23 protein-coding genes are annotated in these 24,633 nt (G+C 73.0%); 12 read left to right on the top strand and 11 right to left on the bottom strand.

Annotated elements, in window-relative coordinates:
* Positions 1 to 21: 21 nt before the first annotated feature.
* On the top strand, positions 22 to 912 hold the full coding sequence (gene sigJ, locus F6J85_RS14505; protein ID WP_238706974.1) for an RNA polymerase sigma factor SigJ: 891 nt from the start codon (positions 22 to 24) through the stop codon (positions 910 to 912).
* On the opposite strand, the gene F6J85_RS14500 is transcribed toward sigJ, so the two are convergent.
* The 5 genes from F6J85_RS14500 to F6J85_RS14480 are packed head-to-tail and all read right to left on the bottom strand — an operon-like array spanning position 896 to position 4,330.
* Positions 896 to 1,846: a DMT family transporter gene (locus F6J85_RS14500; protein ID WP_191906630.1), complete on the bottom strand. Its 951-nt coding sequence runs from the start codon at positions 1,844 to 1,846 to the stop codon at positions 896 to 898. The genes sigJ and F6J85_RS14500 overlap by 17 nt on opposite strands.
* Positions 1,847 to 1,854: 8 nt before the next feature.
* Complete coding sequence (locus F6J85_RS14495) at positions 1,855 to 2,076, bottom strand: hypothetical protein (RefSeq protein WP_150919191.1); 222 nt, start codon at positions 2,074 to 2,076, stop codon at positions 1,855 to 1,857.
* Between the two features lie 26 nt (positions 2,077 to 2,102).
* Complete coding sequence (locus F6J85_RS14490; RefSeq protein ID WP_150926072.1) at positions 2,103 to 2,516, bottom strand: VOC family protein; 414 nt, start codon at positions 2,514 to 2,516, stop codon at positions 2,103 to 2,105.
* Between the two features lie 50 nt (positions 2,517 to 2,566).
* Positions 2,567 to 3,556, bottom strand: coding sequence for a DNA-3-methyladenine glycosylase family protein (locus tag F6J85_RS14485; protein ID WP_150926070.1), 990 nt, complete (start codon positions 3,554 to 3,556; stop codon positions 2,567 to 2,569).
* 60 nt (positions 3,557 to 3,616) lie between these two features.
* Entirely contained in the window at positions 3,617 to 4,330 is a 714-nt protein-coding gene (locus F6J85_RS14480; RefSeq protein ID WP_150919187.1) for a winged helix-turn-helix domain-containing protein, read from the bottom strand.
* A 698-nt stretch (positions 4,331 to 5,028) separates the two neighbouring features.
* Between F6J85_RS14480 and F6J85_RS14470 the strand changes: the two genes are divergently transcribed.
* From F6J85_RS14470 to F6J85_RS14450, 5 genes are all read left to right on the top strand, one after another.
* Positions 5,029 to 6,465 carry a GH1 family beta-glucosidase gene (locus F6J85_RS14470; RefSeq protein WP_150926068.1) on the top strand — a complete coding sequence of 479 codons (1,437 nt, stop codon included), beginning with the start codon at positions 5,029 to 5,031 and terminating at the stop codon, positions 6,463 to 6,465.
* Between the two features lie 21 nt (positions 6,466 to 6,486).
* Entirely contained in the window at positions 6,487 to 7,041 is a 555-nt protein-coding gene (locus tag F6J85_RS14465; protein WP_150926066.1) for a P-loop NTPase family protein, read from the top strand.
* Positions 7,042 to 7,149: 108 nt separating this feature from the next.
* Positions 7,150 to 7,449: a GNAT family N-acetyltransferase gene (locus tag F6J85_RS14460; RefSeq protein ID WP_150926063.1), complete on the top strand. Its 300-nt coding sequence runs from the start codon at positions 7,150 to 7,152 to the stop codon at positions 7,447 to 7,449.
* A 258-nt stretch (positions 7,450 to 7,707) separates the two neighbouring features.
* The gene (locus tag F6J85_RS14455; RefSeq protein WP_150926061.1) at positions 7,708 to 7,950 is read left to right on the top strand and encodes a hypothetical protein; all 243 of its coding nucleotides are present in this window, start codon (positions 7,708 to 7,710) and stop codon (positions 7,948 to 7,950) included.
* 1 nt (position 7,951) lies between these two features.
* Positions 7,952 to 8,365: a hypothetical protein gene (locus tag F6J85_RS14450; RefSeq protein WP_150926059.1), complete on the top strand. Its 414-nt coding sequence runs from the start codon at positions 7,952 to 7,954 to the stop codon at positions 8,363 to 8,365.
* A gap of 436 nt (positions 8,366 to 8,801) precedes the next feature.
* On the opposite strand, the gene F6J85_RS14445 is transcribed toward F6J85_RS14450, so the two are convergent.
* On the bottom strand, positions 8,802 to 9,551 hold the full coding sequence (locus F6J85_RS14445) for an alpha/beta fold hydrolase (protein ID WP_238706973.1): 750 nt from the start codon (positions 9,549 to 9,551) through the stop codon (positions 8,802 to 8,804).
* Positions 9,552 to 9,607: 56 nt separating this feature from the next.
* On the opposite strand from F6J85_RS14445, the gene F6J85_RS14440 reads away from it, so the two are divergent.
* From F6J85_RS14440 to F6J85_RS14425, 4 genes are all read left to right on the top strand, one after another.
* Complete coding sequence (locus tag F6J85_RS14440) at positions 9,608 to 9,901, top strand: DUF2277 domain-containing protein (protein ID WP_150919970.1); 294 nt, start codon at positions 9,608 to 9,610, stop codon at positions 9,899 to 9,901.
* Positions 9,902 to 10,090: 189 nt separating this feature from the next.
* Positions 10,091 to 11,245 (top strand): exonuclease SbcCD subunit D, encoded by a 1,155-nt coding sequence (locus F6J85_RS14435; RefSeq protein WP_150926055.1) that lies wholly within the window; start codon positions 10,091 to 10,093, stop codon positions 11,243 to 11,245.
* Positions 11,242 to 14,235, top strand: a complete 2,994-nt coding sequence (locus tag F6J85_RS14430) for an AAA family ATPase (protein ID WP_150926052.1) — start codon at positions 11,242 to 11,244, stop codon at positions 14,233 to 14,235. Before F6J85_RS14435 ends, F6J85_RS14430 begins: the two co-directional genes overlap by 4 nt.
* Before the next feature lie 47 nt (positions 14,236 to 14,282).
* On the top strand, positions 14,283 to 15,788 hold the full coding sequence (locus tag F6J85_RS14425; RefSeq protein WP_150926050.1) for an MFS transporter: 1,506 nt from the start codon (positions 14,283 to 14,285) through the stop codon (positions 15,786 to 15,788).
* Here F6J85_RS14425 and F6J85_RS14420 read toward each other — a convergent pair.
* From F6J85_RS14420 to F6J85_RS14410, 4 genes are read right to left on the bottom strand one after another with little or no spacing between them, the layout of a single operon-like run.
* Positions 15,776 to 16,333 carry a 5'-methylthioadenosine/S-adenosylhomocysteine nucleosidase family protein gene (locus tag F6J85_RS14420; protein WP_150926048.1) on the bottom strand — a complete coding sequence of 186 codons (558 nt, stop codon included), beginning with the start codon at positions 16,331 to 16,333 and terminating at the stop codon, positions 15,776 to 15,778. The genes F6J85_RS14425 and F6J85_RS14420 overlap by 13 nt on opposite strands.
* Before the next feature lie 25 nt (positions 16,334 to 16,358).
* A complete protein-coding gene (locus F6J85_RS18185; protein WP_275094049.1) occupies positions 16,359 to 16,487 on the bottom strand; it encodes a hypothetical protein in 129 nt (42 codons plus the stop codon).
* Positions 16,488 to 16,494: 7 nt separating this feature from the next.
* Positions 16,495 to 16,683 carry a hypothetical protein gene (locus F6J85_RS14415; protein WP_150926046.1) on the bottom strand — a complete coding sequence of 63 codons (189 nt, stop codon included), beginning with the start codon at positions 16,681 to 16,683 and terminating at the stop codon, positions 16,495 to 16,497.
* 10 nt (positions 16,684 to 16,693) lie between these two features.
* Entirely contained in the window at positions 16,694 to 18,157 is a 1,464-nt protein-coding gene (locus tag F6J85_RS14410) for a lipase maturation factor family protein (protein ID WP_150926043.1), read from the bottom strand.
* 95 nt (positions 18,158 to 18,252) lie between these two features.
* Between F6J85_RS14410 and F6J85_RS14405 the strand changes: the two genes are divergently transcribed.
* Positions 18,253 to 18,801: a hypothetical protein gene (locus F6J85_RS14405; protein WP_150926040.1), complete on the top strand. Its 549-nt coding sequence runs from the start codon at positions 18,253 to 18,255 to the stop codon at positions 18,799 to 18,801.
* An 88-nt stretch (positions 18,802 to 18,889) separates the two neighbouring features.
* Here F6J85_RS14405 and F6J85_RS14400 read toward each other — a convergent pair whose 3' ends face one another.
* Positions 18,890 to 20,953, bottom strand: coding sequence for an NAD(+) synthase (locus F6J85_RS14400; RefSeq protein WP_150926036.1), 2,064 nt, complete (start codon positions 20,951 to 20,953; stop codon positions 18,890 to 18,892).
* A 113-nt stretch (positions 20,954 to 21,066) separates the two neighbouring features.
* On the opposite strand from F6J85_RS14400, the gene F6J85_RS14395 reads away from it, so the two are divergent.
* The gene (locus F6J85_RS14395; RefSeq protein ID WP_150926034.1) at positions 21,067 to 24,618 is read left to right on the top strand and encodes a TM0106 family RecB-like putative nuclease; all 3,552 of its coding nucleotides are present in this window, start codon (positions 21,067 to 21,069) and stop codon (positions 24,616 to 24,618) included.
* Positions 24,619 to 24,633: the final 15 nt, after the last annotated feature.

Raw genomic sequence — 24,633 nt, 5'->3', positions numbered from 1 at the left:
GGTCCTACGCTGAGCGGGGAGGTGCGTGACGTGTTCGACGTGGAGACCGAGCGGTCGCAGTTGACGGCGATGGCGTACCGGATGCTGGGAACCGTCGCCGACGCCGAGGATGCCGTGCAGGAGACCTATGCGCGGTGGTTCCGCATGCCCGAAGACGAGCGAGCCGCCGTCCGCTCTCCCGGCGCCTGGCTCGGGCGCACGGTCGGCCGCGTGTGTCTGGACGTGCTGGGCTCGGCGCGCATGCGCCGTGAGCACTACGTCGGGGAGTGGCTGCCCGAGCCGGTGCCGGCGCACTCGGATCTGGTGACGGGGTCCCGCTCGGGCGTCGACCCGCTGGAGGTGTCGATCCGCAACGACGCGGTGAGCACGGCTCTGCTGCTGGTGCTGGAGGCCCTCACCCCCGCCGAGCGGGTGGCCTTCGTGCTGCACGACGTGTTCGACCTGAGCTTCGCCGAGATCGCCGCCGCCATCGGCCGGTCCGAGGCGGCGACACGACAGCTGGCGTCGTCGGCGCGGCGGCACATCCGACAGCGGCGGGCGCGCATGGCCTCGCGTGAGCACCACGACGCCCTCGTGCGCGCCTTCGCCGCCGCGTCGCTGAGCGGTGACTACCACGCGGTCGTGCGCGTGCTCGCCCCCGACGTCGTGCTGCACTCCGACGGCGGGGGAGCGGTGTCGGCGGCCCGGCGGCCCGTGCTCGGCGCCGACCGCGTGGCCCGCTTCCTGCTCGGGCTCCCGCATCTGCAGCCGGGGACCGTCCTCGAGCCGGTGGCGACCCCGGACGGACTCGGGTTCCTCGCCCGTACGGCGAGCGGGCAGGTGCACAGCGTGTGGACGGCCGGCGTGGAGGGTGACCGCGTGACCGACGTGTGGATCGTGGTCAACCCCGCCAAGCTCACGCTCTGGGCGTGACGTCCGGTTCATCCGGCGCCATCTCGGCGCAGTCGGGCAGCATCGACCCGGGCGGACTGGGTTCCACGCGAGGCGTCGCGAGTGTCGCGATGACCACTCCGGCGAGGGCGACGGCGCCGCCGATCGCCTTGACCGGATCCAGCGGCTCGCCCAGGACGAGGGCGAAGGCGTAGCCGAACGCCGGGATGGCGGCGGTGGCGACCCCGGACACGGCAGCCGGAACCCGCTCGGCGCCGTAGTTGAACAGCACGAGAGTGGGGGCGGTGACCACGAGCGCGAGGATGAGGATGCTGAGGAGTCCGCGCGCATCGGTGGGCGCGGCGAGCGTCCCCGTCACCGCCTCCCAGCCGAGCCAGGGCAGCATGAGCGCGGTGCCCCACACGCCGGTGGCGGTGGCCAGCGACAGCGCGTCCGGAGCATCCGGCCGCCCGCCGTCGCGACGCAGGAGCACGGTGTAGACGGCGTAGCCGGCCAGGGCGCCGATGTTCAGCACGACGCCCAGATCGAAGCGGAACCCGGATGCGGCGACCAGGGCGACGCCGAGGGAGGCGAGGATCAGGCCGATGACGGTCCGCAGCGACAGGCGCTCACCGATCATCACGACGGCGGCAATCGCGGTGAGCACCGGCAGCAGCGAGACCACGAGCGCCGCCGTGCCGGGGGTGGTGAAGAGCAGGCCGATGTTGGCGAGGGCGTAGTACACGGTGACGCCGGTGAAACCCAGCAGGATCGTGCGCGGCTGACGCAGCGTGCGCACGAAGGCGGGGCGCCGCAGGGCGAGGGGGATGAGCACGATCAGCGCGAGGCCGAAGCGGCTCACCGACAGCACGGCGGGCGAACCGGTCTGCAAGGCCCAGCCCGACAGGACGTAGGCGAACGACCACAGCGTCACCGACGCCCCGATCGCCGCGATCGGCAGTCCGGGCACGGGCACGGCCCGGCTCAGAGTTCGATGCCGCGGTCGGGGTCGTTGACGCCGGAGTTGCGTCCGCGCCACGACTCGTACGCGAGGAGCCAGCCGATCGAGATGACGGCGCTCAGCACGATGCCCAGCCACACGTTGCCGAACACCATCCCGAAGAGCACACCCAGGGCCAGGAGCAGGATCGTGCCCAGGATCCACTGGGTGCGGCCGCGTGGCCAGCCGGTACGGGGTTCGGACATACGGTCAGCCTAGAGCCTGCGCCGCGTCATCCCTGCGGGGCGATGGAGACCATCCAGTCGACGCCGAACCGGTCGGTCAGCATCCCGAATCGGCCACCCCACGGCGGGGTCTCCAGCGGCATCGTGATGGCGCCGCCGTCGCTGAGCGCACGCCAGTATCCTTCCAGTTCCCTGTCGTCGTCCCCGCTGAGCGACACCGCGAATCCCGCGGGGGGAGCGTAGGGCAGTGACCCCGGCGTGTCCGAAGCCATGAGGGTGAACCCGCGCGGGGTGTCCAGCTGAGCGTGCATCACCAGATCGTTCTCGGCGGGGTCCTGACCCATGTCGTACGCCGCGAAGGTGTCGATGGCGAGGTCGCCGCCGAAGACGGAGCGGTAGAACTCCATCGCAGGGCGCGCGGTGTCACGGAAGGACAGGTAGGGGTTCAGTGTCATGGACATGAGGGCAGTGTGCTCGGGGCGTCTGACATCGGGTCCTGGGCGATGCCTGCTCAGCGGTCGCGGTGATCCTCGGGGTGCACGCGCGGTCCCCTGCGCGGCTCGATCACGCCGCTGGCGTAGATGAGGCGGATGACGCGCTGTCGCTGCCCGGCCCACGGGGCGAGGAGTTCGAGCATCCCGTCGTCCTCCACGCGGTGGCCGGTCAGCGCATATCCGACGTGGTGGGCCAGGTGGTAATCGCCCACGCTCACGGCGTCGGGGTCGCCGAACGCGCGGATGCGGGTCTCCGCGCTGGTCCAGACGCCCACGCCGCGCACGCTCGTGAGGACGGCGTCGCGGGCGGGCCCATCCACGGCTGCGGTGGCCGCGCGTTCGAGGGCGTCCGCGCGCGCGGCGGCGTCGACGATCGTGCGGGACTGAGGGGGCTCCAGGCCCGCCCGGTGCCACGTCCACGACGGGATGCGGCGCCAGCCCTCCAGATCCGGCGGCGCGAACATCGGTCGGGGTGTCGGCCCGGGTGCGCGCTCGCCGCACCACGTGAGGATGCTCCGCCACGCCGAGAAGGCCTGCATCGCGGTGACCTTCTGCTCCATGACGGCGCTGGCGAGGGAGTCGAAGACCCGGTCGGTGCGACCGATGCGCAGCCCCGGGTGCCGGTGATGGGCCTCGGCGATCAGGGGGTGGAGTGACGGGTCGAAGTCGCCCGGGTCATCCTCCGCCCCGCAGAGGGCGGGAAGCTGGGCGAGCGCCCACTCGGCGCCGGGCCCCCACGCCGCCCCGCGCACGATGCCCCCTGGTCCCGCGCGCAGGGCCAGGGTCGCGATGCCCTCCGGCGTCCGGCTCGCGCGCCAGATGACGCCGCCGGCCGCCGTCATCGCGGGGTCGTGCGCGCCGTGGCGCTGCGCGAGCACCGCGCGCGCCAGGTCGAGCGCGTGACGCGGACGGTAGACCGTCTCCCGTGGCTTTGCGGACGCGGGGCGTGGATCGCGCGAGGCGCGCGGTGGGGCGGATGCCCGTACACGCACTCCCGTCGGCCTCATGCCGCCACCCTACGTCGTCCTCTCGACATCCTCCTGGGCATGTCTGCGCCCGGGCGGCGGTCAGACGCGGTCGGGGGAGGGCGTGCCGTGGCCGAAGCGGATCGCGACGTCGGCGTGCCGGTCGAAGCGGTAGCCGACGCCGCGCACGGTGCGCACGATGTCTTCGAAGCGGCCGAGCTTCGCACGCAGCCGGCGCACGTGCACGTCGATCGTGCGCTCGCCGGGGGCGTCGTCGTCGGTGGGGTTCTGCCACAGCGACGCGACCAGCTCGCTGCGGTCGATCGTGCGGCCTTCACGCAGCACGAGGTACTGCAGCAGCTCGAACTCCTTGAACGTGAACGCGGCCGATTCGCCGTCGATGAGCACGCGCTTGCGTGAGATGTCGACCACGACGCCGCCGGCGAGGTCGTCGGCCTCGTCGGGCTCCTGCTTGGTGCGGGCGACGGCGGAGGGCTCGTGGAGGGCCAGGCGCACGACGTCGACATCCCGGCCGCCGGTGCCGGTGGGGGCGAGCGCCACGGTGGCGTAGGTCTGCGCGCTGGGGGCGAGGTCGGCGAGCGTGCGGCGGAGGGCCTCGACGAGCACCCCCAGGCTCACGCCGTCGGCTGCGGCCTTGGATTCGTCGATGCCGACGTACAGTGCGAAGCCGCGCGGCGCGGTGCCAGGGGGGAGGTGGTGAGCCGCGCTCGGGGCGGGCTCGGGCGCGGAGGGCGTGGGGACCGCGCGGAGGTGGCGGGTGGGAGCGGGACGGTCGAGGAGGGCGGGAGTAGACATGATGATGGCTGTCCTAAGAAGGGGAACCGGCGCAGGAGGAGGCCGGTTCGAATGTGGGAGAGCGGGCCGCGACGGCCGGGGGCGAGGCATCCGGGTACGCGTGATCGACGCGGTTGCCGGGATGCTCGGGACGCGTGCTGCGCTCAGATGCGCAGGTGGGCGTCGGGTGGGGTCACCGAGTCAGCGACACATTCGACACGAAGTCGCGCGGCCGGCCATCATCATGCCGGCAGTCCCGTTCGCCTCCCAGGCGGACAGAGAGCGCGCGTTATCGGTCATGGGGCCGATTATGTCCGAATGCGTCGTCGTGCGTCAAATATCTCGCCCGCACGGGCGGGAATGTGACGTCGGGTGACGAGGCGCCCGACCGCGCCGTCGACCCGGCCTGCTCGCCCGGCACCGACCGTCCCGAGCCCGGTTCCACCTCCCAGAGGGGGAGTGGACGCACCTGCTCACCGGTGAGACCGTGACCGGCGGACGCTGGCGGCGCGAGCACCACGGGTTCGACAGCATCCCGGTGTACGTTCGTCCCGGTGCCGTGATCCCGTGGGGAGCACGCACCGACCGGCCCGACGACGACTACCTCGACGGCCTGAGTCTCCGGGTCTTCCCCGGGGCGAAGGGATCGCCGACGTGCGTGTCACGACCCCCGACGGCCGGACCGCCCTCCCGTCCGCCGACCGTTCGGAGATCACCCGATGAGCACGTCCACCGGCAACAACGACTACCGCGACAGCGGACTCGTCTTCCCCGAGGGCTTCACCTTCGGTTCCGCCACCGCGTCGTACCAGGTCGAGGGCGCCGCCGCCGAGGACGGCCGCCTGCCCTCCATCTGGGACACCTTCAGCAAGACCCCCGGCAAGGTCTGGAACGGTGACACAGGTGACGTCGCGTGCGACCACTACCACCGCTGGGAGGCCGACCTCGACCTCATGAAGGAGCTCGGGCTCGGCGCCTACCGCTTCTCGATCGCGTGGCCGCGCATCATGCCGACCGGCACGGGCGCCGTGAACCAGGCCGGGCTGGACTTTTACTCGCGCCTCGTCGACGGGCTCCTTGAGCGCGGCATCCGCCCCGTCGCGACGCTCTACCACTGGGACCTGCCGCAGACGCTGGAGGATGCCGGCGGGTGGCCGGCGAGGGCGACCGCCGACGCGTTCGAGCGCTACGCCGAGGTCGTCGGCGCGGCCCTGGGCGACCGCATCCACACGTGGACGACGCTGAACGAGCCGTGGTGCTCGGCCTACCTCGGGTACGGGCAGGGCGGGCACGCGCCCGGGCGGCACGAACCGGCCGCGGCGCTGGCCGCAGTCCACCACCTCAACCTCGCGCACGGCCGGGCGCTGCAGGCGCTGCGGGCGACTTCGACCGGCGACCCGGAGTGCTCCGTCACGCTCAACTTCCACGTGCCGCGGGGGCGGGGCGATCAGGCCGCGGAGGCGATCCGTCGCGTCGACGCCCTCGCCAACCGCGCCTTCACCGGCCCGATGCTGCGCGGTGAGTACCCCGCCGATCTGCTCGAGGACACCGCATCCGTCACCGACTGGTCGTTCGTGGAGGACGGGGATCTCGCCGCCATCCATCAGCCGATCGATGTGCTGGGGGTCAACTACTACTCCACCGTCACGGTGCAGATGTGGGACGGCGTCTCGCCCAAGCAGAGCAACGACGGCCACAAGGCCGCCGACGGCGGCACGGCGTGGCCCGGCAGCGACGGTGTCGTGGAGTTCCTCGAGCAGCCGGGGCCGTACACGGCGATGGGCTGGAACATCGCCCCGGAGGGTTTGGAGGAGCTGCTGCTGTCGCTGCGCGACCAGTTCCCGGGTCAGGCGCTCATGGTGACCGAGAACGGCGCCGCGTTCGACGACGTGGTCGCCGAAGACGGCTCCGTGCCCGACCCGGAGCGCCTGGACTACCTGCGCCGCCACTTCACCGCCGCCCACAGGGCGATGGCGCAGGGCGTGGACCTGCGGGGGTATTTCGTGTGGTCGCTGCTGGACAACTTCGAGTGGGGCTACGGCTACTCCAAGCGGTTCGGCATCGTGCGGGTGGACTTCGACTCGCTCGAGCGCACCGTGAAGGACAGCGGCCGGTGGTACTCCGAGCTCGCCCGTACGGGCGTGCTGCCCGCCTGACGCGGCTGCCACACTGGGTCGGTGAAGCTGCGGATCGTGGGGGTGTCGGGGGCGGGGAAGACCCGCCTCGCCCGGCGGGCCGGAGATGCGCTGGGCGTCGCGGTGCTCGAGCTGGACGCCGTCTTCTGGGACGCGGGCTGGCAGCATCGCGACCTGGACGAGGCGCTCGAGCTCGTGCGCGGGTTCGTGGCGGAGCATCCCGACGGCTGGGTGATCGAGGGCAACTGGTCGTCGCGCCTGAACGGCCTGCTGGATCCCGGGACCACCGGTGGGGCGGACGCGGTCGTGTGGCTGGACCATCCGCGCGCGGTCGTCATGCGTCGCGTCGTGGCGCGGACGCTGCGACGAGGGCTCACGCGGCAGGAACTGTGGCACGGCAATCGCGAGACCCCGGCCAACTGGGTGCGATGGACGCCGGAGGAGAACATCGTGCGGTGGGCGTGGACGCAGCATCCGGTGACGCGCGAGCGGATGCAGCGCAGGATCGCCGCGGGCCTGCCGGTGGTACGCCTGGCCGGCCAGCGGCAGGTCGACGCGTGGCTGGCCACTCTGCCGCGCAGAATTCAGGAGAACTGAGGGCTCCCCGGGTCGCGGCGGGGGGCCGGGGCGGCGTGTCTCCTGAGTTTTGCGCGGGCGTGGCGCGGATGCGGCGACCCCGCGTCGGACCAGGCGTACCCTGTCGGGGTGACCGGACTGCGATTCACCGACGAGAAAGACGCCTCGCGTTACACGCTGCACCGAGGCGACGACCTCGTGAGCGTGCTGGACTACCGCGACGACGGTCGCACCGTGGCGATGACGCGGGCGTACACGATCCCCACCTTCCGCGGGCACGGCTACGCCGGCGAGCTCGTCGCCCGCGCCGTGGCGCAGCTGGAGGCGTCGGGCGACCGTGAGGTGATCCCGGTGTGCTGGTACGTCGCGGAGTGGTTCGACGCCCATCCCGAGCGCGCCGGCATCCTGCACGCCGCGCGCTCGGCCTGACCGCCCCGCCGCCCGCGCCGCCCGCGCCGCCCCGCCCGCGCCGCCCCGCCCGCGCCGCCGCACAATCCGCGAGACTGCAGCCCACCGGCGAGACAGCGGCTTTATGTCGAGGTCTCGCCGGTGGCGTGAAGTTTCGCGGGGGTGGGGTGGGCGGGGCCGGGTCGGGGAGGGGCGGGTACTCGGCGTCGATCGGCGCGTCAACCCCCTGCGTGCCGGTGGGGCCGCGCGGGAGGGTGGAGAGGACGGAAGGAACACGCCATGGATGATCGCGACCTGCCCGAGGGCGTCATCGACGCCGACCCGCCCGGCGGTTGGGAGAGCGGCGCCGTAGCCGACGGCGAGACGGCCGAGCAGAACCGGGACGCCCAGGGCTCGCCGCGGTTGAGCGACTCCGGCGCGCCCGCAGATGCGGGCGGCGGGACCGCCCCCGAGGGGCCGATCGAAAGCGACGAGCCGTCGCAGGTGGCCGACCCGGACCTGTCCGACGACGAGGAGAGCTGAGATGTCGGGTACGACGAACGAATTCGACGAGCCGGGTGGGAACTACCCCGACCGGTACGACGAGAAGCCGATCGAGCCATCGCAGGACGATGACCGCCGCGGCGACGGCGAGGCCACCGTGCAGCACGGCGAGGCGACGCAGGACGTGCAAGGGGGCGCGGTCGCTCCCGACGCCAAGGCCCCCGAGGCGGCCTCCGCCGGTTCGCCTGGCACGCAGGATGCTCCGGCCATGGACATGCATTCGGCTACCAATGAAGACCGCGTCGAAGGCATCGTGGCTCAGACGCGCGTCGACGTCGGCGACGCCCCCGAGGAGCGCATCGCGGACGTGCTCAGGCAGCGCTTCTCCGAGACCGGAACCGACATCGGCGACGACCGCATCCGGGCCCTCGCCGCGGAGATCGCCCAGCGCTGACCCGGCCGGACACTTCAGCGGTGTGCCGCTGGCGCGTCCGGCCGCACGTCAGTGCGCGCCGGTGGACCTCACACAGCGCACGTGTGCGGGCGGAAGCCGACATCGGAGCCGGACGCGTGCGGCCGGAATCCGACGTCGGAACCCGACGCCATCGCGACGGGGCGCGGCCACACGCCGCGGAACACGCGGCGAGGCGCTGCGGGGGAGCGGAGCGGCTGGAGCACCCCCTCCGGAATGAGACGCTCCGCCCGCAGCGCTCGGCGGCGCAGCGCGCGATCGCGCTCGGCGCTGTCGAGCCGGAATTGGACTTCTGCGGCATATATCCCGAACATCATCGCTCCTGTGGGTCGGTCGTTGCCTCACGAGCGAACGTACGCGGGGCCACCGACATTGCCGCAGCCGTCGACCCTGGCAGGAAAACGCCGCGCCGTGGCGGTCAGGAGGCGAACAGCAGGATCCGCGCGACGGCGGGCGCCGCATCCCGGATCATCGTCTCGTGCCCGCGATCGGGGATCTCCTCCAGGCGCCCGTCGGGCAGGGACTCGGCGATGAACCGGCACCATCCGCGCGGCGAGACGGGATCCTCCTCCCCGCGCAGCACGAGCACCGGAACGCGCACGCGGTCGAGGGAGTCCTCGGGTGCGTGCGCGAGCATCGCGCGGAACTTCCGGCGCAGCCAGGGTCCGGCGCGCAGATACTCCCGCGCGCCGGCGAGGATCACCTTGGGGTGCTCGTCGGTGAGGTCGCGCAGCAGCCGCCACATCTGCGGCAGGGCCCGGCGCGCACGCGCATCCACCGTCGGGGCGGCCAGCACGAGGCGGGAGACGGTGCCCGGATGGCGCGCCGCGACCTCGATCGCCACCTGCGTGCCCATCGAGTGCCCCACCAGCACGACGCGGCCCGGCACCCGCTCCACGATGAAAGCCGCGACGAGATCGGCGAGGCGTTCGATCGCGGGCGTGCGGGCGGGCTCGGGCGCCTCGCCGTAGCCGGGCAGGTCGATCGCGATGACGCGGCCGTGCCGGCGCAGGAGCCCTGCAGCATCGGCGAAGACCGTACGGCCCATCCCGATCCCGTGCACGAGCAGGAACACCGTCTCCCCGGATCCCCGCGTCTCGGCCACGAGCGTGCACCCGGCGGCGGTGAACGTGCTCACCGAGACGTCGTCGGTCGGCTCGGCATCCACCCTCCGACGCTATCGGGTCTGGATGCTGCGGCCCGACCGGGCGTACCGTGGGCGCCATGTGCCGGAACATCCACACCCTCCACAACTTCGCTCCCGCAGCGACCACCGAGGAGATCCACGCCGCAGCCCTGCAGTACGTGCGCAAGATCGCGGGGACGACGAAGCCCTCCCGCGCGAACCAGGCCGCGTTCGACCGGGCGGTGGCCGACATCGCGCACGCCACGGCGCACCTGCTCGACGACCTCGTGGCCGTGGCCCCGCCGAAGGACCGCGCGGAAGAAGCCGCGAAGGCCCGCGCCCGCGCCGAGCGGTCGGGGCGGTACGAGCCGCGCGTCGCCGCCGCATCCTGACCCGCGCAGCGACGTCGGAGGATCGCACGGACGTCGGAGGATGCGCAGCTCATCCTCCGACCTGGGTGCGATCCTCCGACGTCGGTGAGGCGCGCGGGCGCGCGGGACGGGCGGATGCGGCCGCTCGCTGTGGGCGAACCGCCTGAGCGCCTTCGCGGGGATGTCGGGGGCGCGACGTAGCGTGCTGGTATGCGCATCCTGCACACCTCCGACTGGCACATCGGGCGGTCCTTCCACGGACATGCGACCCTCGATGCGCTGCGGGGCGTCCTGGAGGCGCTCGTGGCTCAGGTGGCGCAGCTGCGCGTGGACGTCGTCGTCCTCGCCGGCGACGTGTTCGACTCGGCCGCACCGGCGCCGGCCTGTTACGCGCTGCTCACCGACACCCTCGCCGCGATCTCGGACGCCGGCGCCCGCATCATCGTCACCAGCGGCAACCACGACTCCGCCGCGCGGCTGGGCTTCCAGTCCGCGCTGCTGAGGGAGGGCATCACGGTGCTCACCGACCCCGGTGCGGTCGGCACGCCCGTCACCGTCCACGACGCCTACGGGCCGGTGCACTTCTACGGCATCCCGTACCTGGAGCCGGCGATCGTGCGCCACCGCTGGGAGGGGGTGGAGCTGCGGAGCCAGGCGCAGACCATGAACCACGCGCTGGGGCTCGTGCGTGCCGACCTCGCCGCGCGCGGCGGCCGCTCCGTGGCGATCGCGCACTGCTTCGCGGCGGGGGTCGAGGCGACCCCGGGCGTGGAGCGGGAGATCCGCCAGGGCGGCCTGGACGTCGTGCCGCTGCCGGCCTTCGACGGCCCCGACTACGTCGCGCTCGGCCACATCCACGGCCGCCAGCAGCTGTCCGAGCGCGTGCGGTATGCCGGCGCTCCGCTGCACTACAGCTTCGGCGAGGCCGACAAGCCCCGCGGCTCGTGGCTGGTGGAGCTGGATGCCGCGGGCCTGACCGGCGTGGAATGGATCGCGCTGCCCGTGCCGCGGCGGCTGGTGACGCTGCGGGGGACGCTCGCGGAGCTGCTCGAGGACGCCCGCTTCGCCGCCGACGAAGACGCGTGGGTGTGCGCGCAGTACACCGACCCGACGCCGCAGATCGAGCCGATGCGCCGCCTGCAGCGCCGCTTCCCCTTCTGCGCGACCGTCGTCCACACCCCGGTCGGCGCTCCCGCCCCGGACGGACTGGACTATTCGGGCCGCGTGCGCGCCGCCCGTGACGACGCCGAGCTGTTCGACGCGTTCCTCTCCCATGTGCGCGCGGGAGAGGGCGCCACCGACGCGGAGCGCGCGCTCATCCGCGATGTCGTGGATGCGCGCACCGTCGCCGAGGTCCGCGCGTGAAGCTGCACCGCCTCGAGCTCGCCGGCTTCGGCCCGTTCCGGGAACGGCAGGTCGTCGATTTCGACGCGTTCGCCGACGACGGGATCTTCCTCATCACCGGCCGCACCGGGGCCGGGAAATCGAGCGTGCTCGACGGGGTCTGCTACGCCCTGTTCGGCGGCGTGCCCCGCTACGACGGCGGTGAGCGGAGGCTGCGCAGCGACCACTGCGATCCCGAAGACCCGACACAGGTGGTGCTGGAGTTCACCGCCGCCGAGCGACGGTGGCGCGTCACCCGCTCGCCGGAGTACGAGCGGCCGAAGCTGCGGGGCGGGGGGTTCACGACCGAACCGCACCGCGCGATGCTCGAAGAGTTCGACGGCGGGGAGTGGACGGGGGTCGCGGCACGCCCCGTCGACGTGGCCGCCCACCTGGACGAGATCGTCGGCCTCACCCAGCAGCAGTTCCTGCAGGTCATCCTGCTCGCCCAGAACCGGTTCGCGCGGTTCCTCCTCGCGCGCAACGACGAGCGTCAGGCGCTGCTGCGCACCCTCTTCGGCACACGCACCTACGAGCAGTACGCCGAGATCCTCGAGGGAATGCGCAAAGACGCCGAAGCCGCGCTGGCCTCCGACGGCGAGAACGTGCGGATGCTGCTGGAGGAGGCCGAGCGCGTGGCCCGGGACGCCGATGTGCTCCCCGGTGAAGAGCTCGCGCCCGCCGACATCCCCGGGCGTCTGGACGCCGTGGTGCGGGCCGTCGAACGTGCCGCCTACCGCGCCGAGGTCGCCGCCCAGGAGCAGCGCACCGCCGAGGCGGGCCTGGACGGCGCGCTGGAGAGGGAGCGCGCCGCGCGCGACGTGGCCGAGCGTCAGCGTCAGCGGCTCGAGCTGCGCGAACGGCTGACCCGCCTGAGTGCGGATGCACCCGCGATCGACGCCGAGCGCGGGGTCCTGGCCCGGGCGCGCGCGGGGGAGGAGCTGCGCGCCGCGTTGGAGGCCGCCGACCGTGCGGAGCGCGAAGCCGCCGTGAGCGCGGAGCGCGCCGCCGCGGCCGCCCTCGCGTGGGCGGCGTCGGGGGAGAGCGCGTCCACTCCGGCCCGGCTGCGATCCCGTGACGACGAACTCGCCGCCGTGCTGGCCGCCTGCGCCGACGCCCTGGCCGCCGAAGCCGAACTGGCCGAGGCCGAGCGTGACGTGCAGCAGGCAGCGGCGACCGCCGCCGATGCCGAGCAGGCCCTCGCCGCCCTCGACGCCCAGCGCGCGGCGGTGCCTGCACTCCTGCGCGACCTCGACGAGCAGCTGGACGCGCTGGCCTCGGCGCCGGCCGAACGGGCGACGGCGGAGGCGCGGCTGAGCGAGGCCCTTCGCCGCCGCGACGCGGCGCGGGAGGCGGAAGCGCTCATGGATCCGCTCCGCGCCGCCGAGCGTCATGCGGTCGCGTGCGGCATCGCGCTGGCGGAGGCGACCGCGCACCACACGTCGCTGCTGCAGCGGCGTCTGGCGTCGGCGGCGGGCGACCTCGCCGCCGATCTGGTGGTGGGTGAGCCGTGTCCGGTGTGCGGGGGTACGGAGCATCCGCACCCGGCCTCGCCGTCGGACGAACCCGTCGGGGATGCCGCGATCGAGGATGCGGCGCAGGCGAAGGAGGTCGCGCTCGCCGACGACCGCCGTGCCGCCGAGGTGCTGCGCGACGCGAGCGCCGCGCACGCGGCCGCCGTGGCGCGCGCCGGAGGCGCCGGCCGCGGCGACGCCGAGGCGGCCTACGAAGCGGCCCGCGTGGCGCGCGATGCGGCCGAAGAGCGCGTAGCCACTGCCGGGCGGCTCGCCGCAGAGCGGGCCGGGCTCGCCGCGGCCGATGCCGAGGCCGCTGCCGGCCGGGAGGCGCTGGTCGCCGAGGCGGCGCAGGGGCGCCAGGATGCGGCGCTGGCCGCGCAGCGTGCACACGCCCTGCGCGCCCGGGTGGATGCGGCGCGGGGGGATGCGGCGAGCGTCGCCGAGCGTCGCGACGACGCCGAGCGGCGTCGCGAGCTGCTGCGCGCCGTCACCGACTCCGCCGCCGACAGCGTCGTGCGCGCCGAAGTCCTCTCCAGTGCATCCACGCACCGCGACGAGCGGCTGGCCGCCTCGATCTTCGACGACGCCGGTGACGCCCGTGCCGCGCTGCGCCCCGCGGGCGAGCGTGCCGCGATGGAGGAGCGTGTGCGCGCGCACGAAGACGCCGAGCGCTCGACCCGTGAGCGCCTGCTCGAACTCGAGCTCGCACTCGTCGACGAGCCCGAGCAGCCGGCCGACCTGGAGCCGGTGCAGGCCGAGCTGGCGCACGCGCGCGCCCGCGTGACCGCCGCCGCCGCCGCCGCGGCCGACGCGAGCGCCATCGTCACGCGGCTGCGTGATCTCGCCGAGCGGGCCGACGCCGCCCACCGTGCCATCGCCGACACCGCGGCGCGGGCGGCGGTGGTGGGGCGCCTCGCGCACACCGTCGCCGGGCGCGCGCCCAACACGCGGCGGATGACCCTGGAGACCTTCGTCCTGGCCGCCGAACTCGAGGAGATCGTCGCGGCGGCCAACCTCCGGCTGGGGGACATGTCCGCCGGCCGGTACCGGCTGCAGCACTCGGACGCGCTCGCGGCGCGGGGGGCGGCATCCGGACTGGGCCTGGAGGTGCTCGACTCCTACACCGGCCAGGCGCGGCCGCCGCAGTCGCTGTCCGGCGGCGAGACCTTCCTGGCGTCGCTCGCCCTCGCGCTGGGCCTGGCCGAGGTCGTCACGGCGCGGGCGGGCGGCATCCGCCTGGACACGCTCTTCATCGACGAGGGCTTCGGCTCGCTCGATGACGACACGCTCGAACTGGCCATGCGCGCCCTCGACGAACTGCGCCAGGGCGGGCGGACCGTCGGGGTGATCAGTCACGTGGCGGCGATGAAGGAGCAGCTGCCCGCGCAGCTGGTGGTGGCGGCGGGCCCGCAGGGGGCGAGCGTCATCCGGCAGGGAGCAGCCGTCGCCCGCTGACCGCAAGGCCCGCGGGACCGGAGCTCCCGGCGAGTAGCGTGGGCGGAATGTCACCGTCATCCGGGTATCCGCCTACGCGCGATATCGAGCTTCCGCCGTCGCACCGGTGGCGCGCGTACTGGATCGCCGTGTCGGTGGCCGCCCTCACGATCCTGGATCTGAGCAAGGTCAACGTCGCGCTCCCCGCGATCGAGACGGCACTGAGCGCGGATCCCACGCAGGTCCAGCTCATCGTGTCGGGGTTCATCCTCACGTTCGGACTCGTGCTCGTCCCGGCCGGGCGCCTGGGCGACCAGCGGTCGCGTCGCGTGCTGTTCCTCGTCGGTCTGTCGCTGTATCTCCTGACGAGCCTGGGATGCGCCCTCGCCCCGGATGCGACGCTGCTGCTGGTCTTCCGGCTGCTGCAGGGGGTCGCCGCCGGTATCCAGATGCCGCAGGTGCTGGGGCTCATCCAGCAGCTGTTCGTCGGGGCCGAGCGGGGCAGGGCGTTCGGGCTGTTCGGGGCGACGATCAGCATCGCGACGGCCTTCGGCCCCACCCTGGGCGGCCTCCTGATCGCCGTGGGGGGCGAAGCCGACGGATGGCGGCTGATCTTCTGGATGAACGTGCCGCTGGTGATCATCGTGATGGCGCTGGCGGCGTGGCTGCTTCCCGATACGCGGACGCGGTCGCGCCGCCCGCTCGACCTCGACCCGGTCGGCGTCGTCCTGTTCGGCCTGAGCGTGCTGGCCTTCCTGTGGCCGTTCCTGTTCACCACGGGGGCGCCCGGCGACGACCCGCGCCGCTGGTGGCTGCTGGTGGTCTGCGTCTTCTTCGTCGCGATGTTCCTGCTGTGGGAGCACCGCTACGCCGCCCGCGGGCGGGTGCCGCTCATCCCGTTCTCGGTGTTCAAGCGGGTCTCGTACCGCAACGGCGTACTCGTGTCCACGGCGTACTTCGCCGGAGCCCCGGCGATGTTCCTCCTCGGGACGCTGTACCTTCAGTTCGGTCTGGGACTGGAGCCGGTGTTCGCGGGCATGGTGACGATCGGCTTCGCCGCCGCATCCGCACTCTCCTCGTGGGTGGGCGGCGTGTACGTCAGCCGGATCGGACGGCCCCTGGTCGTGTGGGGACTGGTGGGGCTGCTGGTGAGCGTCGGAGGACTCGTGCTGGCGGTGATATTCACGTCGCCGGAGTGGACGCCGTGGGTCATGGCCGCCGTGATGGTCCTCAGCGGATTGGCCGCCGGCGTCGTGATCTCGCCGAACCAGACGCTCACGCTCGCCGAGGTGCCGGTCCGCCAGGGCGGCGTCGCCGGCTCGATCGGCCAGCTCGGCCAGCGGATCGGCACGGCGGTGGGAACGGCGGTGGCCTTGGCCCTGTTCTACGCCACCGTGTACCGCGAGAAGGGCACGGAGCCCGACGTCGTGGTCTTCCACGACGCGTACGCCGTCGGCATGACGTCGGTGGGCGTGTTCCTCGGGCTCGCGCTCATCGCCGCGGTCGTCGACCTGGCCTCGCGCCGTCGCGACGGCGAGGCGCCTCTTCCGGCCGCGCCGGATCAGACGCCGTAGACCTCGCGGATGCGCTCGCGCAGCTGACGAGAGCACTCGATGACGGCCGTGTCCCACTCCTGCGTCGCGCCGTCCTGCGCGCGATCGGAGACGGCCTTGAGGATGCGGATCGGCACGCCGAACTGGGCAGCCACCCACGCGTAGGCGAACGACTCCATGTCCACCAGGCCCGCCCCCAGGCGGCGGATGACGGCGACGGCGTCCGCGTCGTCGACGAACGAGTCGCCCGTGGCGATCGTGGCCCCCTCGAGGGCGAGGGTCATCCGCGGTGGCAGCGACACATGCTGGCCGCGTACGCCCGCCAGATCCGTGACGTCGTGCTGCACCGTCGCATCGATGTCGTACACGCCCGGCTCGAGTTCAGGGTCGATCGCACCCGCGGTGCCGACGACGACGATCTCGTCGTAATGCGCGGCATCCAGCGCGCGGGTCAGCGCGTAGGTGGCGCGGAGCTTTCCGACGCCGGTGAGGAGCCGGTCGAAGCCCGGCAGTTCGGGCTCGAAGGCGACGAGTTCGGATTCGTGGGCGGCGACGAGGAGTCTCACCCACCCATTCTGCCGGTCGGAGCGATCAGCCGCCGGTCGTGATGATGCCGATGATGCCGGAGGCGAGCATGTAGACGCCGACGCCGGCCACCACGATCCAGATGCCCACGCGCGTGGGGGAGGGCTTCTTCGGGTCGTTCGCGGAAGGGAACATGGGGTCCTCAGGGTCGGGCGAGGATGTAGACGGCGGCGGCGAGGGTGAGCACGCCGCCGACGAGGGCGATGACGCCGATGATCAGGCCGACGCCGATGAGGAGCGCGGCGGCGCCGAGCGCGAGGAACAGCGCTCCCACGACGATGCCGATCACGGCGGCGGCGCGAGGGCGTCGAACGGGGCGGGCGTCTTCCATCGCGTCCAGGCTACCCGCTCGCGGGAGAGCGGACGGGGCCGAGCACCTCGCCCTCGAGCGTCCGGTGCCACACCGCTCCGCTGACGCGGTGCTCGGCGCGCGTGGTGAAGCGGTAGTGATAGGCGTGCACGCGCACCCACGCCGGCCGGCTGCCGTCGAAGGGATCGTGGCGCAGCAGCCGCAGCATCCGCGGGTCGGCCTCCAGCAGGCGCACGACGAAACGGGTGAACCAGTCCTCGAGTGAACGGCCCAGCGGCAGGAACCACATCAGCCAGTCCAGGCGCAGATGGTACGGCGCCACCTGCGGGGGGATGCGGCGGATGTCCCCCGGCTTGCCGCGGAAGCCGTACTCGAGCCACACGGCGCCGGGGTCGTCGGGGTCGGCGGCCGCCGTGCCCTCGATGATGTACTCGACGCGCCGCTTGGTCACCGTTCCGAACGCACCGTACGCGTTGGCGAGGTTCCAGCGGTTGAAGCTCGCGTTCATGAGCTGCCGGCGCGCGGCGAGGTTGCGCAGCGCCGGCCAGCTCAGCACGACGTACATCGCCGCCACGGCGCCGGTGATCAGCAGCCAGTACAGCGGCACGTCGGCGGGCGCGCCCGATCCGGGGATGCTCACGGCGGAGAATCCCAGGACGATCGTGATGACGTTCAGCCACGCGAAGTTGCCCGTCGCCACGAGCCACAGCTGCGTGGCGATCACGATGCCGGCGGCGATCGTGCCGATCCACGCGAAGCCCGGCCACGGGATCCACACGCCCAGGAGCGGTGCGAACAGGAACCACGGCACGACCAGCTGCGCGAAGTGGTTGCCGAGCACTTCGAGTTCGTGGAACCACCGCGGCAGCAGGTGGGCCTGGCGGCTGAGGGGACCGGGCAGCGGCTGGGTCTCGTGGTGGTAGGTCAGCGCGCTCAGATCGCGCCACTCCCGCCCGCCGCGGATCTTGATCATGCCGGCGCCGAACTCCAGCCGGAACAGGAGCCACCACAACAGCACGATCACGACCGTGGGGGGAGGCTGGTCGGCCGAGCCGAGGAAGGCGGCGAGGAACCCCGCCTCCAGCAGCAGCATCTCCCAGCCGAAGCCGTAGAAGGTCTGCCCGAGGCTGACGATCGACATGTACGCCAGCCACACGAACAGGAAGCACAGCATCGGCACCCACGGCGGACCGAGCTGGGGGAGCCCGAACACCAGCGCCGCCGCCACCGCGCCGCCCGCGCCGCACACCGCGAGAAGCCGGCGGTCGGTGTACCGCCACCAGCGGAAGACGGTGGGATGCAGCATCCGCCCACGCGCGCGCGTACCCGAGCGCACCCACTCCAGCAGCCGCGGGGCCGGGAGCAGACCCTCCTCGCCCAGCAGGGCGCGGAACTGCGCGGCGGAGGACAGGAACGCCACGACGTACACCGCGGCGATGCCCCGCTGGAGCACCTCCCGGGCCAGGGTGAAGTCGATCGCGGCGAAGCCGTCCATGCCTCCGAGGCTAGGGAGGCGGCCGCACGGGTGCATCGGGGTTGCGTCCGCGCGAGTCTTTCCCGCATGAGGCGTACGGCGTCGTACCGTGGAACATGGCGCACACATCGGGAACGGGAACCATCGTCGCCGTCGTCGGGGCCGGCTCGGATGAGGCACTCGAGACGCTGGAGGGCCTTGCCGGGGTGGAGGCCCTGAGCCTGCGCGGCACCGAACCGGCCCTCGCCGCGCGGCGCATCGCCGCCGCATCCGTCCCCTGGATCGTGCACGACGCCGACCCGCTCGAACACGTCGCGGCCGCGTGGGTGGAGCTGTACGAGGAGCGCGCGACGCTCGGGACGCTCGAAGTCGAGGTGCAGGCGACGCTGGCCGACTTCGAGGCGGGGCGGGCGGTCATGCCCGACTACTACATCGTGCTCGACCCCGACCAGGCCGACGCGACGTGGCGGCACTGGTGGTGCGGGGCGCTCGGGCACCGCGCGCCCCGGCGCATCCTCCCCGCCGCGGCCGCCTCGTCACCGCGGGATGCCGCGCTTCGGCGGATGCTGCGCACGCTGCCGACCTCGCGCCCGTGGCCCGAGCCGGCCTCGTGGCTCCCTGGTCTCCCGTTCGCCATTCCCGACCGCGTGGGCCTGCACGAGTAAGGGCCCGGCCGCACCCGCCGAGACACCACGTTCCGTCCGAAACACCACGCGTCGCCGGGGGTCTCGGACGGAATGTGGTGTTTCGGGGTCAGGCGGTGGGGAAGACGTCGGGGAGGGCGGCGTGCAGCTCCGCCAGCCACGCGCGCGCGTTGCCGTCGGAGGGGGCGCGCCAGTCGCCGCGGGGCGACAGCGACCCCGACGGAGAGACCTTGGGGCCGTTCGGGATGGCCGAGCGCTTGAACTGCGCGAACGCGAAGTACCGCTGCAGGAACACCTCGAGCCACCGCGCGATCGTAGGCAGGTCGTAGGCGTAGCGCGCGTCGTCGGGGAACCCGGGAGGCCACTGGCCCGCCTCGGCATCGCGCCACGCCTGGTACGCGAGGAACGCGATCTTGGAGGGGCGGAATCCGAACCGCAGGATGTGGTGCAGCGTGAAGTCGTGCAGCGCGTACGGGCCGATGCGGTCCTCGGTCGACTGCATCCGCCCCTCGGCGTCGGCGGGCACGAGCTCGGGGCTGATCTCGGTGTCCAGCACCGACTGCAGCACGTCTTCGGCCTCGTCGACCTCGCCCGCCGAGATGACCCAGCGGATGATGTGCTGGATGAGGGTCTTGGGCACGCCGAGGTTGACGGCGTAATGGCTCATGTGGTCGCCGACGCCGTACGTGGCCCAGCCGAGGGCCAGCTCGGACATGTCGGACGTGCCGATGACGAGGCCGCCGTGGTGGTTGGCGAGGCGGAATAGGTAGTCGGTGCGCAGGCCCGCCTGCACGTTCTCGAAGGTCACATCGTGCACGGGCTCGCCGGCGGCGAACGGGTGACCGAGCCGGCGGAGCATCTCCTCGGCGGCCGGGCGGATGTCGATGGTCTCGATGGATGCGCCGAGCGCCTCCGCCAGTGCGATGGCGTTCCGGCGCGTGCGGTCGCTCGTGGCGAACCCGGGCATCGTGTACGCCAGGATGTCGCTGCGGGGCCGCCCCATGCGGTCCATCGCCCTGGCGACCACGAGCAGCGCGTGCGTGGAGTCGATGCCCCCGCTGACGCCGATGACGGGCTTGGGTCCGCCGATCGCGGTGAGGCGCTGCTCGAGTCCGGACACCTGGATGTTGAACGCCTCGTAGCAGTCCTGCGCGAGGCGCGCGGGGTCGTCGGGCACGAAGGGGAACCGGTCGAGCGAGCGGCGCAGCCCGATGTCGGTCGCGGGCGGGGCGAGGACGAACGGCACGGTGCGGAAGGCCGGCCGGTACGTGCGGCGGTTGTCGTCGAAGGTGCCCTGGCGGAGGCGCTCCTGGCGGAGCCTGTCGAGGTCGACGTCGGCGACGCTGCGGCGCGGCCCGTCGGGGAACCGCTCGGTCGTGTCGAGGAGCTGGCCGCCCTCGTAGATCATCGTCTGGCCGTCCCACGACAGGTCGTTGGTCGACTCGCCCATGCCCGCCGCCGCGTACGCGTACGCCGCCAGGCACCGCAGCGACTGCGACTGCGCCAGCAGGTTGCGGTCATCCGCGCGTCCGATCGTGATGGGACTGCCCGACATGTTCAGCAGCACGGTGGCACCGGCCAGCGCCGCCTCGGACGAGGGCGGCACGGGCACGAACATGTCTTCGCACACCTCGGCGTGCACGACGAGGCCGGGGACATCCAGCGCCTCGAAGAGCAGATCCGGTCCGAACGGAGCGGACAGGTCGCCCAGGCGGATGTCTTCGCCGGCCTGGTCGTCGCCGGCGGCGTACCACCGCCGCTCGTAGAACTCGCGATAGTTGGGCAGGTACGACTTCGGTGCCACGCCCAGGAGCTCGCCGCGATGGATCACGACGGCGCAGTTGTACAGGCGGTTGCGGTGACGCAGCGGCGCTCCGACGACGAGCATCGGGAACAGATCGGCGGATGCCTCGACCAGCCGCTGCACGGCCGCCTCCACCGCATCCAGCACGGGGTCCTGCAGCACGAGGTCGTCGATGGCGTAGCCGGTGAGGCACAGCTCGGGGAACAGCGCGACGGCCACGGACTCGTCGTGGCACTTCCGCGCGGTGGCCAGGACCGACTCGGCGTTGGTGGCCGGGTCGGCGATGGCGACGGGGATCGTGCACGCGGCCACGCGGGCGAACCCGTGCCGGTACGCGCTGGCGAAGGGAAGGCTCGTGCTCGTGCTCACGCTCCCATCCTGGCAGGGCCCGCCCGCTGGCCGCTCGGGGCTTGACGCCCGCAGGCCGGGGCGCGGGGACGTCGGAGGTCGCGGTTAGGGTCGAAGACGGGGAGAAGAGGACCATGCGCTACATCGAGAACGAAGGCCGGATCGTCTGGAGCGCGAGCGACCTCAAAGCGGCGGCCGAGTGCGAGTTCGCCTGGCTGCGTGCGATCGACGCGAAGCTCGGCCGGGTCGCCGCCGTGGAAGACCCCGACGACCCGACCCTCGAGCGGGCGGGGCGCCTGGGGACGGCGCACGAACTGCGCACCCTGGAGGCGTACCGCGCGCGGTACGGCGCCGGAGTCGTGGAGATCCCCGAGACGCGCTCCTCGGATGCGGCGGCGCTCGCCGACGCGGTGGAGCGCACACGCGCGGCCCTGGCCTCCGACGCCGACGTGATCTATCAGGCCGCCTTCGCCACCGACGAGTTCGTGGGGTTCGCCGACTTCCTCGTGCGCGACCCTTCGACCGGCTCAGGGGCCGGGGCGGGGACCGTGCGCGGGCCATGGCTCGTGCAGGACACCAAGCTCGCCCGGCGCGCGCGGGTGACCGCGCTCATGCAGTTGGCGGCATACGTCGACCAGCTCGATCGCCTCGGCGTCCCGCGGTCCGACCGCGTCGAGCTTCTCCTCGGTGACGGGACCGTCAGCACGCACGACGTCGACGACCTGCTGCCCGTCTTCGGACTGCGGCGCGAGCGCCTGCGCGCGCTCATCGCCGACCGCCGCGTCGACCTCGGCGCCGCGGGCGAGCCGATCGCGTGGGCAGACCCGCGCGGCGACCTCGCCGTGGTCGCATGCGGGCGCTGCCCCACGTGCGAGCTCGAGGTCGTCGTCCACCGCGACCTGCTGCTGGTCGCCGGCATGCGCCCCGTTCAGCGGGCCCGTCTCACGGCGGCGGGCATCCGCACGATCGATGCGCTCGCCGGTGCGACCGAGGCGCCCGACGGCATGAGCGCCGACACCTTCGCGTCGCTGCGCACGCAGGCGAAGCTGCAGCTGCAGAGCCCAGACCCCGCTGCGGCAGACGCTGCGGCGGTGCCGGTGTACGAGGTCGTGGCGCCGCAGGCGCTGGGCGCGCTGCCGCGTCCCGACCTGGGCGATCTCTTCTTCGACTTCGAGGGCGACCCCCTCTACACCGAGGGTGAGAGCGGCCAGTGGGGGCTGGACTACCTCTTCGGCTGGATCGACATGCGCGAGCAGTACTCGGCGCTGTGGGCGCACGACTTCGCCGCCGAGAAGGCGGCGCTGGAGCGGTTCCTCGACCTCATCGCGCTGCGGCGGTCGCAGCATCCCGACATGCACATCTATCACTACGCGCCCTACGAGCCGGCCCACCTGCTCACGATGGCGGCGCGCTACGGCGTGCGGGAGGGCGACGTCGACCGCCTGCTGCGCGAAGGCGTCTTCGTCGACCTGTATCCCATCGTGCGCCGCGCGCTGCGCGTGGGGTCGCGGTCGTACTCGATCAAGAAGCTCGAGCCGCTGTACATGGGCGACGAGGTGCGCACCTCCGACGTGCAGCGCGGCGACGACTCGATCGTGCGGTACGTGGAGGCGCGGGCACTCGCCGACGACGGCGACACCGCCGCGTCCGAGGCGATCCTCGCCGACCTCGCCGACTACAACCGCTACGACTGCGTCTCCACGCGGCGCCTGCGCGACTGGCTCGTCGACCGTGCCCGCGAGGCGGGGCTGGTGCCGGCCCGCGGACTCGAGCCCGACGAGGTCGTCTACGCCGAGTCGCCGCGGGCGACCGCCCTGCAGCGGTGGGCGGCCGACGCGCCCGAGGCCCAGGCCGGTGCGCTGCGGCTGGGCGCGGCGGCCATCGATTACTACCCGCGCGAGGCGAAGTCCTTCTGGGCCACGCATTTCCTGCGCCTGCGCGAACCGGTCTCGGTGTGGGAGGACACGCGCGATGTCGTCGTGGTGGATGCCGCGCGCTCCCGCGTGCTGACCGACTGGCACTTCGCCGAGTCGGGAAGGGGAGCAGAACGCCGCATCCTGCAGCTGCGGGGCGATGTCGCCCCCGGCACCCGCCTCACCGCGGGGGGCGAGCCGTTCGCGATCTACGACCTGCCCGCGCCGTTCCCCTACCAGCCGCGCCCGCGGTGGATCCACGGCGCACGGTGGGTGCGTGTTGTCGACGTGCTCGACGACGGCGCGATCGTGGAGGAGACCGCCGTCGACGGCAACACCTGGAGCGAGCTGCCGCTGGCCCTCACGCCCGCCGCCCCGCCGCGCGCGGGCAACCAGCAGGCCGCGATCGACGCGTGGGCGGATGCCGCACTGGCCGCAGCCCCGCAGCTTCCGGCCGACGCTGCCACCGACATCCTGCTGCGCCGCCCGCCGCGCACGCAGGGACAGGGGGCGCTCACGCCCTCCGCGGGCGACGACGTCGCCGCGATCGTGCGCAGCGTCGCCGACCGGGACCGCAGCTATCTCGCCGTGCAGGGCCCGCCCGGGACGGGGAAGACCTACGTCGGCTCCCACGTCATCGCTCGACTGGTTGCCGAGCGCGGGTACAAGATCGGTGTCGTGGCGCAGTCGCACGCCGTCGTGGAGCACATGCTCGACCGCGTGGTCGCCGCAGGGGTGCCGGCATCCCTCGTGGCGAAGACCCCGAAGGACCCGGAGGCGAAGACCTCCTTCACGCCGCTCCCGCGCAACGGCCTCGCCGCCTTCACCGCCGAGCACGCGTCGGGCGGATTCGTCGTGGGTGGCACGGCGTGGGACTTCTCCCACGAGGGACGCATCCCGCGCGGGAGCCTCGACCTCCTCGTCATCGACGAGGCGGGCCAGTTCTCCCTCGCCTCCACGATCGCCGTCTCGCTCGCCGCGCCGCGCCTGCTGCTGCTGGGCGACCCGCAGCAGCTGCCGCAGGTGTCGCAGGGCACGCACCCCGAGCCGGTGGACACCTCGGCGCTGGGCTGGGTGATGGACGGCGCCGAAGTCGTGCCGCCGGAGTACGGCTACTTCCTCTCGCGCACATGGCGCATGCATCCGCGGGTGGCCGGCCCCGTGTCGCGCCTGTCGTACGAGGGCAAGCTCGCCTCCCACCCCTCCACGGCCCTGCGCGAGCTCGAGGGCATCGAGCCGGGCGTGCATCCGATTCCGCTGCGGCACTCCGGCAACGCCACGTCCTCGCCCGAAGAGGCGGCCGAGGTCGTACGGATCGTGTCCGACCTCGTGGGCCGCTCGTGGACGGCCACCGACGTCGACGACGACGGCGCCGTGCGGATGCTGGCGCCCCGGCCGCTGGCGCCGGAGGACATCATCGTCGTGACGCCCTACAACGCCCAGCAGGTCGCGGTGGAGGAGGCGCTCGCCGCATCCGGGTTCCCCACCGTGCCGGTGGGCACCGTCGACCGGTTCCAGGGGCAGGAGGCGGTCGTGGCGATCGTGTCGCTCGCGGCATCCTCCGGGCGGGATGCGCCGCGCGGTCCGGAGTTCCTGCTGCTGGCCAACCGCATCAACGTCGCGCTGTCGCGTGCGATGCAGGCGGCGTACCTGGTCTACTCGCCCGGACTGCTCGACGACCTGCCGCGCACGCCCGAGGGTGTCGCGCGCCTGAGCGCCTTCGCGCGCCTGGTGGCCGCCGCCACCCCGGCAGCCACGCTCGTGCCCGCCTGACCGTTCCCTGAAGTG

The organism is Microbacterium lushaniae (genome assembly GCF_008727775.1).
GTDB classification, from domain to species: Bacteria; Actinomycetota; Actinomycetes; order Actinomycetales; family Microbacteriaceae; genus Microbacterium; species Microbacterium lushaniae.
This window is presented reverse-complemented; position numbering and strand designations above follow the sequence as displayed.

Excerpts from the sequence above, each read along its gene's own strand:
- F6J85_RS14495 (WP_150919191.1), bottom strand. The coding sequence starts at position 2,076 with ATGTCCGAACCCCGTACCGGCTGGCCACGCGGCCGCACCCAGTGGATC.
- F6J85_RS14490 (WP_150926072.1), bottom strand. The coding sequence starts at position 2,516 with ATGTCCATGACACTGAACCCCTACCTGTCCTTCCGTGACACCGCGCGC.
- F6J85_RS14485 (WP_150926070.1), bottom strand. The coding sequence starts at position 3,556 with ATGAGGCCGACGGGAGTGCGTGTACGGGCATCCGCCCCACCGCGCGCC.
- F6J85_RS14480 (WP_150919187.1), bottom strand. The coding sequence starts at position 4,330 with ATGTCTACTCCCGCCCTCCTCGACCGTCCCGCTCCCACCCGCCACCTC.
- F6J85_RS14470 (WP_150926068.1), top strand. The coding sequence starts at position 5,029 with ATGAGCACGTCCACCGGCAACAACGACTACCGCGACAGCGGACTCGTC.
- F6J85_RS14455 (WP_150926061.1), top strand. The coding sequence starts at position 7,708 with ATGGATGATCGCGACCTGCCCGAGGGCGTCATCGACGCCGACCCGCCC.
- F6J85_RS14450 (WP_150926059.1), top strand. The coding sequence starts at position 7,952 with ATGTCGGGTACGACGAACGAATTCGACGAGCCGGGTGGGAACTACCCC.
- F6J85_RS14440 (WP_150919970.1), top strand. The coding sequence starts at position 9,608 with ATGTGCCGGAACATCCACACCCTCCACAACTTCGCTCCCGCAGCGACC.
- F6J85_RS14435 (WP_150926055.1), top strand. The coding sequence starts at position 10,091 with ATGCGCATCCTGCACACCTCCGACTGGCACATCGGGCGGTCCTTCCAC.
- F6J85_RS14425 (WP_150926050.1), top strand. The coding sequence starts at position 14,283 with ATGTCACCGTCATCCGGGTATCCGCCTACGCGCGATATCGAGCTTCCG.
- F6J85_RS18185 (WP_275094049.1), bottom strand. The coding sequence starts at position 16,487 with ATGTTCCCTTCCGCGAACGACCCGAAGAAGCCCTCCCCCACGCGCGTG.
- F6J85_RS14415 (WP_150926046.1), bottom strand. The coding sequence starts at position 16,683 with ATGGAAGACGCCCGCCCCGTTCGACGCCCTCGCGCCGCCGCCGTGATC.
- F6J85_RS14410 (WP_150926043.1), bottom strand. The coding sequence starts at position 18,157 with ATGGACGGCTTCGCCGCGATCGACTTCACCCTGGCCCGGGAGGTGCTC.
- F6J85_RS14405 (WP_150926040.1), top strand. The coding sequence starts at position 18,253 with ATGGCGCACACATCGGGAACGGGAACCATCGTCGCCGTCGTCGGGGCC.
- F6J85_RS14395 (WP_150926034.1), top strand. The coding sequence starts at position 21,067 with ATGCGCTACATCGAGAACGAAGGCCGGATCGTCTGGAGCGCGAGCGAC.